We start from the raw sequence: 2,637 nt of genomic DNA, 5'->3' as shown, positions 1-2,637 counted from the left end.
CCGAACCCGGAAGCTAAGGCCTGGCACGGCGATGGTACTGCACCCGACAGGGTGTGGGAGAGTAGCACACCGCCGCATTCACACGTTATGAAGGCCCCTTGGAGCACACGCCCCAAGGGGCCTTCTGCTATACCCCCCCAACACCAAACACACGAACACCCTGACATCCGGAATCTGTTCCGTACATGGGCCGGCATGCGGATCCATCCGGATCCCGTCAAAAGACGTCCCTCGGATCCACACACGGCGCTCGTTCTCACCGGTATCCGGAGACATCCAACACCCCCAACAAGACGCCACGTCGAAGCGGACGCCAGGGGTTTCTTCCCCTCCACCAATTACAACCCACACCACGCCATGAACAACACCAGCACACTGAATGCAGCACATAGAAACTCGGCAAAGGGGCTTCTATTCGTACGTGCATGAACGCTCATCACAACTAGTTTTCAAAAGGGGCGAGAACTCATTGGAGTTCCCGTCCCTTTTTCGTATCCATAACTATGTATTCCCATTATTCCGGTAGGATGATTATGGAATTGGGAACTTCGGCTGGGAGGTGACGCGCATGGCTGCGCAAGGCCGAGATGATCGTAGCGTAGAGGCACTGGTCAAATCCAAGGCTGTGTTGGATGTGCTGTCGCACGGACCGAGCACGGTACGCGAAATAAGCGAGAGTACAGGTGAGCCGGTCAGCTCCACATATCGTTTGCTGGACAATCTGTCCGCTGCTGGATGGGTTGAGCGTGGCCTGAATCGTGGTGAGTATCGCCTAGGTATCGCATGCGTGCGAATTGGTGGGCAGATTGAAAGCGGACTTGATATCCAGCAGATTGCCCGCCGGGTATTCCGCGCCCATCGTGGACAGTTTGGCGTATGGGGTTTGTTCGTGAGACGGCGTCTGCGTAGCGTGTGCATCGAAACCCGCACTCGGGAGGCATTGCAGAGTTACGGACAGTTGGTCGGCAATAGCGTGCCGATCAGTGTGGGAGCTCCCTCGTTGGTGCTGGTGTCGTGGCTGAATGCTGATCGATACGATCAGTTGCTGGAGCATTACGCTTACACCAATGAGATGGGCGGCACCTTCTCCACCATGCGTGTCAATGCGGTGGAGCATGCCCGCGTGGTTCGTGAATCGGGCTTCGCGTTCGATGTTGGTCAGACGCTGGCCGGATCGGTGACTATCGGCGTCCCGGTATTCAACCATGCCGGTGAGGTGCAGGCCGCTGTGGTGTTGGGTGGGCTCTCCCGGTCGCTGGAACCAGGCCTGAGCGCCCTGCAATCGCCGTCAGGAGCTATCGATGCGGCATCCGCCGGTTCAAGGGGTGCCGATGGTCGCCAAACCGGAACCCCTGCTCGAAACTCGAAGATGGACACCTCCGATCGGTCGGGTACTGGCTCGGATACCGATGGGGCTGACGAAATGGTCCGCTTAGTGCAGTCCGTCGGCTGTGAGATTTCGCGAGGCTTGGGCTACTTCGGCGACTACCTAGGCCTTGGTCTCGAAAATTGACGGTAGGTCGGTAACAGGGCGGATCACGGTTCGATCAACGTACATTCATTGAACCGAACGATAAACGGTCATCATTCCGCGAATCCATGATGACGCACCGTTTTTCGGTGCGGTACATCTAAAGAACTTCCCCGAGAATCGACGGAATGATCGCATAAAACGCTAACGGATAGGCGGAACATAGAAAGGCTTTAAGAGTGGCGGACGATAAGCGCGAACCCACGAGGGCATTGGACAAAGCAAGCCGCGTTATGGAAGCACTGGCCAAGGAAGGCGGCCTGTCGCCCGCCGATATCGCGGACATGTGCGGCATTCCGCGTTCCTCCGTCTACCGTGTGCTGGACGGCCTGGCAGACGTGGATTGGGTGACCACGGACGCGGACGGCAACTACGCACTGTCCCTGACTTGGCTACGTCTGGCCGATGCTGCACGGGCTTCGCGCACGGAATGGTCCGGAGCACGACCGGTAATGGAACGCATTACCGCGGCCACAGGCATGACCTCGTTCTTGACCGTGGCCGCAGGCGACGAGACGGTATGTGTGGAATGCGCGCAGGGCCACGCCATCGATTCGGTGATCCTGCGACCGGGACGTGTACTGCCACTGCATGCCGGTGCAGCGGGGCGCGTCACGCTTGCGCATTTCAACGACGAACGTGCCGAGCGATACCTGCAGGGCGCGCCGTTCCCTGCCTATAACGAGAACACGTTGGTTACGGCCGAACAGTTGCGTGAGGACATTGCGGTGACCAGGGAACGTGGCTATGCACTGTCGGATGAGGATGTGACGTTGGGTATCGGTGCCGTGGGCGTGCCGATCCTGGATCCCACGACCGGGGAAGTGATCGCAAGCCTGTCTGCAGGAGGTTTTGTGGACGAGGTACTCGCCACTCAGGAATCTTTAGCCGCATTGTTGTGTCAGGGAGTAGACGAAATTCAGCAGGCCGATTCCACCCAATTGGCATAACGGAGAAGAGCTGCACTGTGTCTGAGTCTTGGCGACACGCCGGTACTGGATAATTTTTCGGGCAATGTTGCCGGGCTTGTGGTTGTTGTTTTGGTGTTGGTGGTTTGTTTTTGGGTGTTTTCGACACGCCGGTGGAGCCCAGTGTTTGCAATGGTT

Annotated in this window: 3 protein-coding genes; 2 read left to right on the top strand and 1 reads right to left on the bottom strand. The window is 57.8% G+C overall.

The window, feature by feature from the left end:
- Positions 1-568: 568 nt before the first annotated feature.
- Positions 569-1,513: an IclR family transcriptional regulator gene (locus DF196_RS13035; protein ID WP_109058226.1), complete on the top strand. Its 945-nt coding sequence runs from the start codon at positions 569-571 to the stop codon at positions 1,511-1,513.
- Positions 1,514-1,710: 197 nt separating this feature from the next.
- On the top strand, positions 1,711-2,481 hold the full coding sequence (locus DF196_RS13030; RefSeq protein WP_109058225.1) for an IclR family transcriptional regulator: 771 nt from the start codon (positions 1,711-1,713) through the stop codon (positions 2,479-2,481).
- Here the strand turns inward: DF196_RS13030 and DF196_RS13710 are convergent.
- A partial coding sequence (locus DF196_RS13710; protein WP_206603803.1) for a hypothetical protein occupies positions 2,451-2,637 on the bottom strand: 187 nt, incomplete at its 5' end. The two genes, DF196_RS13030 and DF196_RS13710, sit on opposite strands and share 31 nt — an antisense overlap.

The organism is Bifidobacterium callitrichidarum, from assembly GCF_003129905.1.
Taxonomy (GTDB): Bacteria; Actinomycetota; Actinomycetes; order Actinomycetales; family Bifidobacteriaceae; genus Bifidobacterium; species Bifidobacterium callitrichidarum.
This window is presented reverse-complemented; position numbering and strand designations above follow the sequence as displayed.

Excerpts from the sequence above, each read along its gene's own strand:
- DF196_RS13035 (WP_109058226.1), top strand. The coding sequence starts at position 569 with ATGGCTGCGCAAGGCCGAGATGATCGTAGCGTAGAGGCACTGGTCAAA.